This is a genomic window from Sphingomonas sp. MMS12-HWE2-04, from assembly GCF_044881185.1.
Taxonomy (GTDB): Bacteria; Pseudomonadota; Alphaproteobacteria; order Sphingomonadales; family Sphingomonadaceae; genus Sphingomonas.
In genome coordinates, this window is sequence record NZ_CP173254.1 from 390,725 (window position 1) to 395,861 (window position 5,137).

General features: G+C 67.5%; 5 protein-coding genes. All 5 read right to left on the minus strand.

Annotated features, from left to right (window positions below):
• Positions 1 to 17 precede the first annotated feature (17 nt).
• The 5 genes from AB2M62_RS01865 to AB2M62_RS01885 all read right to left on the minus strand — a co-directional run bounded on the left by AB2M62_RS01865 (position 18) and on the right by AB2M62_RS01885 (position 4,851).
• On the minus strand, positions 18 to 875 hold the full coding sequence (locus AB2M62_RS01865) for a 3-hydroxyacyl-CoA dehydrogenase family protein (RefSeq protein ID WP_404337308.1): 858 nt from the start codon (positions 873 to 875) through the stop codon (positions 18 to 20).
• A complete protein-coding gene (locus AB2M62_RS01870) occupies positions 872 to 1,435 on the minus strand; it encodes a hypothetical protein (protein ID WP_404337309.1) in 564 nt (187 codons plus the stop codon). The genes AB2M62_RS01865 and AB2M62_RS01870 overlap by 4 nt, the downstream gene beginning before the upstream one ends.
• Complete coding sequence (gene asnB / locus AB2M62_RS01875) at positions 1,432 to 3,285, minus strand: asparagine synthase (glutamine-hydrolyzing) (RefSeq protein ID WP_404337311.1); 1,854 nt, start codon at positions 3,283 to 3,285, stop codon at positions 1,432 to 1,434. The genes AB2M62_RS01870 and asnB overlap by 4 nt, the downstream gene beginning before the upstream one ends.
• A 12-nt stretch (positions 3,286 to 3,297) precedes the next feature.
• Complete coding sequence (locus AB2M62_RS01880; protein ID WP_404337313.1) at positions 3,298 to 4,512, minus strand: threonine synthase; 1,215 nt, start codon at positions 4,510 to 4,512, stop codon at positions 3,298 to 3,300.
• A gap of 66 nt (positions 4,513 to 4,578) precedes the next feature.
• Positions 4,579 to 4,851 carry a hypothetical protein gene (locus tag AB2M62_RS01885; protein ID WP_404337315.1) on the minus strand — a complete coding sequence of 91 codons (273 nt, stop codon included), beginning with the start codon at positions 4,849 to 4,851 and terminating at the stop codon, positions 4,579 to 4,581.
• Positions 4,852 to 5,137: the final 286 nt, after the last annotated feature.

Genomic DNA, 5,137 nt, shown 5'->3' on the forward strand with positions numbered 1-5,137 from the left:
CCCCAGAATTGAGCGGATCAGGCCACGCCATAGCGATAGAAGCCTTCGCCGCTTTTGCGGCCGACCTGCCCCGCATAGACCTTGTGTCTTAGCAGCGGGCAGGGGCGGTACTTCCCATCGTTGAATTCGGAATGGATGTTTTCGAGCGACCGCAGCACGGTATCGAGCCCGATCAGATCGGCGGTCTCGAGCGGGCCCATCTTGTGGCCGAAACAGGTCTTGAACAGCCGATCGACATCCTGCGCGCCCGCCACGCCTTCATGGACGAGGAACATCGCCTCGTTGACCATCAGCATCATCACCCGGTTGGTGACGAAGCCGGGTGAATCATTGACCGTGATCGATTGCTTGCCCGCCTGCACCACCAGCGCCTCGGCACAGGCGAGCACCGCCGGATCGGTGCGCGCGGCGCGGATGATCTCGACCATCGGCATCACCGGCGGCGGGTTCATGAAATGTATGCCCAGCACGCGCTCGGGGCGGCGATGGACGCTGGCGATGCGCGTGATCGGGATTGCCGAGGTGTTCGCCGCCACTGGCACGTCCGGCGGCAGCACGGCATCGATCCTGGCATGGACGTCGCGCTTCATCGCCCAATCCTCGGTGATGTTCTCGATCACGAAGCTGGTGCCGGCCAGCGCTTCGACATCGGCGTGCGACGCGATTCTCCCCAGCACCTCACCGGCATCGGGCACATCCTTCTGTAGCATGCCATAAAGCCGCGCATTGCGGCCGATCGTGGCGCGTGCCGCCGCAAGCCTCTCTTCGCCGGTATCGATCAGCACCACGTCGTGCCCCGATTGGGCAAAGAGATGCGCTACCCCCGATCCGATCACTCCGGCGCCGACCACGCCGATCCGCTGCAAGTTGGTCATGGCTTCTCCCCTGCTATTTCGATGGCGGCGAGCACCGCGGCGGCGATCGTGCCGCTCGGCTGGAGCCCGTCGACGATCAGGTCAGCGCAGCTGCGCGCGGCGCGATCGGCGGCGGCATAGGCCTCGCGCCCGATTGCCAGGAACGCCGCGAGCTGGCCTTCGAGACTGGCGACCAGCGCAGGATCGCCGGGTTCGAATTCGTCGCGGATCGCACGCAGCAGCCGTCGCGCCAGCGCCACTTCGGGCGGCACTTCGATATGCACTGCATGCGTGACGAAGCCGGCGATCTCCCGGCGGGCCTTGCCGAACGGTTCCTCGAGGATGACGAGCGGCGCGCGCGCGAGTTTGGCAAGATCCTTGGCCAGCCGCGGCGATCGGATCGCATCGGGATCGGCCCCGGCGGCGAGCCAGGCCTTGATCTCGGCCACGTCGTTGCCGAGCGAAACATAGTCGTCAAAATGCAGCCGCAATGCGTCGGGACGGGCGTGCGCGAGTGCCTCGATCAGCCGGGTCTTGCCCGCGCCCGAGCTGCCGCTGACCGCGAGGATCACCCGCGTCACGTGCCCAGCTCCGGCATGTCGAACAGGTCGAGGAACAGCCCGAAGGTGAGGATGGTCATCAGCGGATCGGCTTCGTTGCCCTGGCCCGGTGCGGCGTCGGATGCGCGCGCGGTGCGGGCCAGCGCGGCGACGCGCTCGGCATCGAAATAGCCCTGCCGGCGGATCGTCGCAGGATCGAGCAGCTGCTCGACCCAGTCGATCCCGCACGCCAGCAGATAGGCGCTGCCGGGAGCGTTGAAGGCGTATTTCTCGCGCTCGGTGATCGCGTTGGGAAGCCAGGCGCGGCCGACTTGCTTGAGGATGTACTTCTCGATAGCGCCGTTGAGCTTGAGCCCCGGCGGCATCCGCCGCGCGCAATCGGCAACGGCGAGATCGAGAAAGGGGAAGCGGCCCTCGACTGCGTTGGCGAGCAGCATGCGATCGCCATGATCGCCGACGAGATGATCGCCGACGCGCAGCTTGAGATCGAGATAGGCGCGCTGGTGCTGCGGGTCGATCCCGGCGAGCCGCCGCGTATCGACCAGATCGTGGCGCGTGAAGTCGATCGCATCGAAATCGGCGCGCAGTGCAGGCGCGTAAAGCGCCTTGCGCCTGGCCTCGTGCGCGGCGAGATCCTGTTCGTAAAAGATCGTCTCGTCGCCCCATAGCCGGCGCCGCAGCTCGGCTTCGCGCGGTGCGAGTGGCGGGGTCCCGCGCGCGCGGCGAAACGCATCGTAGCGATAGCCGACATAGCCGGCGAACAGCTCGTCGGCGCCTTCGCCGCTGAGTACGACCGGCACGCCGTCGCGCCGGGCCGCGGCGGAGAGCGCGAGCGAGGCGGTGTTATAGGTCTCGCGCAGCGGGCATTCGGCGTGCCACACCGCCGCGCGCAAGCCCTGCTCGATTGCGGTCAGGGGCAGCGGCACTTCTTTGTGGGTGCAGCCGAAGCGCTCGGCGACCAGCCGCTGATAGGGCTGCTCGTCGAACAGGCTGTCTCCGAAATGGATCGAGAAGGTGCGCACCGGCTCCGCGCCCTGCATCATCGCAGTGACCAGCGAGGAATCGAGCCCGCCGCTGAGATAGGCGCCGATCGGGACCTCGCCTTGGAGGCGCTTGGTCACTGCGGCCTGGAGCGTGACGTCGAGCTCCTCGCACCAATCGGCCTCGCTGCGTGTCTCTACCGAGTCGCCCTGCGGCGGATAGGCCATGTCCCAATAGGCGCGGCCGTGACTGCCGCGGCCGTCGACGGTCAGCAGATGTCCGGGCGGCACGCTGTTGATCCCCGCAAACATCGTGCGCGGGCTGACGAGCCCGGGGAGCGATAGTAGCTGGTCGAGCCCGACCAGGTCGACACGGCGCTCGACGCCGGGATAGGCGAGCAGCGCCTTGATCTCCGAAGCGAAGACGAAGGCGCCGTTGACCCAGGTGTAGAAAAGCGGGGCGACGCCGAACGGATCGCGGGCGAGCAGCAGACGATTGCGCGCCGTATCGAGCAGCGCGAAGGCGAACTGGCCGTCGAGCCGGTCGACCAGCGCCTCGCCGACCTCTTCATAGAGAGGGAGGATCACTTCGGCATCGGAGCCGGTGCGGAAGCGGTGGCCGCGGCCGCGCAGCCCATCGCGAAGCGCGCGATGGTTGTAGATCTCGCCGTTGCAGACAAGGTGGAGCGTCTCGCCCTCATTGGCGATCGGCTGGTGCCCCCCGGCGACATCGACGATGCTCAGCCGGCGGAAGCCGAGCGCGGCGGACCCCTTGTGATAGGCGCCGGTATCGTCGGGCCCGCGATGACGGATCGCAGCGCTCATCGCCGCGATCGCTTCGGGGGCGACCGGGCGTCCGCCGGGGCGGAACGCGCCGCAGATGCCGCACAAGATGCGCCTCCCTCAGCCGCGCGCAACGAGACGGCGCCAGTCGGCCGGATCGACCGCAGCCGCTTCGTCCGCGGCGGAGACCGCGCGCAGATCCTTGAGCCCCGTGCCGGTGATCAGGCAGACGACCCGGTCGCCGGGCGCGAAGCAACCTGACGCCGATAGCGCCTCGAAACCGGCATAGGCTGCGGCGCTCGACGGCTCGGCGAACACGCCATAGCGCGCGGCGAGGGTTGCGACGGCGGCGCGGATCGAATCGTCGCCGATCACCAGCGCGCGCCCCTGCGATCGGGCGAGCGCGGTGAGCGCGGCAGTGGCGTCACGCGGCGCGCCGACGGTGATGCTGTCGGCGATCGTCGTCCCGGGGATGCGTGGCGCGCGGTTGTGGCGGGCGGCGATCCCGTCCGAGCCCGCGGCCTGGACCGCGACGAGGCGCGGCAGGCGATCGATCAGGCCGAGCGTGACGAGTTCGGCAAAGCCCTTGCCGATCGCGCTGAGGATATTGCCGTCGCCCGTCGGCACGATCACCCATTCGGGCGCTTGCCAGCCGAGCTGCTCGGCGATCTCGAAGGCACAGCTCTTCTTGCCTTCGCGCGTGAAGGGATTGCGCCCGGTGCTGCGATCGAGCGCGCCATCGGCGGCGGCTATCCTGCCCGCCATCGCGAAGGCGTCGTCATAGTTGCCTGCAATCCGGTGGACCCGCGCGCCATAGGCCCGCGCCTGGGCGAGCTTGGCCGGCGGAGCGGAAGCGGGGACGAGCACGGTGACTGCCATTGCACACGCCGCGCCGATACAGGCGAGCGATGCGGCGGCATTGCCGGTCGAGGCGACGATCAGCCGATCGATCCCCTGCGCGCGCGCCACCGCGACGACGACTTCGCTGGCGCGGTCCTTGATCGATCCGCTCGGCAGGCGGGTGTCGTCTTTGAGGTATAGCTGGGCAGGGCCGGCCGGGCCGCAATCTACCAGGGGGGTCCAGCCGACCGACAAGGGGCTCGCGTGGTGCGGCGCGACAGGCAGCAGCGGCGCATAGCGCCAAAGCGAGGACGGGCCCTCGCGGGTGGAGGCGCGCACTGCCCTCGCCTGCGCGGCTCCGAGCGCGATGTCGATCGCAAGGTTGTCGCGCGCCGGGCAATTGCACTGCGCGCTGTGCGCCGAGAGCGGATGCTGACGGCCGCAGCCGACACAAGTCGCGGTTTCGGCGGTAAGGCCGGTTCGCGGTTCGAGCATGGCGGTGTCCCCCCGGAACGGACCACGATCGGCGGCGCGGGTCGTAAGGCGCGCCGCCGCCGGGGGTCAATGCTGGCCGAGTGCCTGGGCCTGGGCCTTGGTCTTCTCTGCCTGCTTATATTGCGACTTGGCATCGGCCTTTTGATCGGCCTTGGCCTGCGCCTTGTAATCGGCCTTGTACTGCGCCTTGAGCGCAGTCTTCTGCTGAAGTTTGGAAGCTTCCTTCTGCGCGTCCTTTTGCGCCGTCTTGTATTCGGTCTTTTGCGCCGTCTTCGCCTTGGCCTTGTTGTCAGACTTGGCTTCGGCCTTGGCCTTGAGAACCTTTGCGTCCTTGGTCATCGCGCCCTCCCATGTTGCTGAGGCGCCATCGATCTATGCCTGGCGAAAATTCGCGGCAACAGGATTCGCGAGTATAGTTCATTTCCGAGGCGGTTAATGGGGGGTGTCATCAAGTCGTTAGGAAAAATCGATACTATCGCCAATAGATGCGGGATCGATGACGACAAATATCATCGAAACAGGGCGGCGCAGTATCTCCGTTCCGGATGCAGCGGCATCTCGGCAGATCGGCTGGGTTCGATAAGACTTGGACTTCGGCGCAAGCATCGGCGCCGGGGGAGCGCGC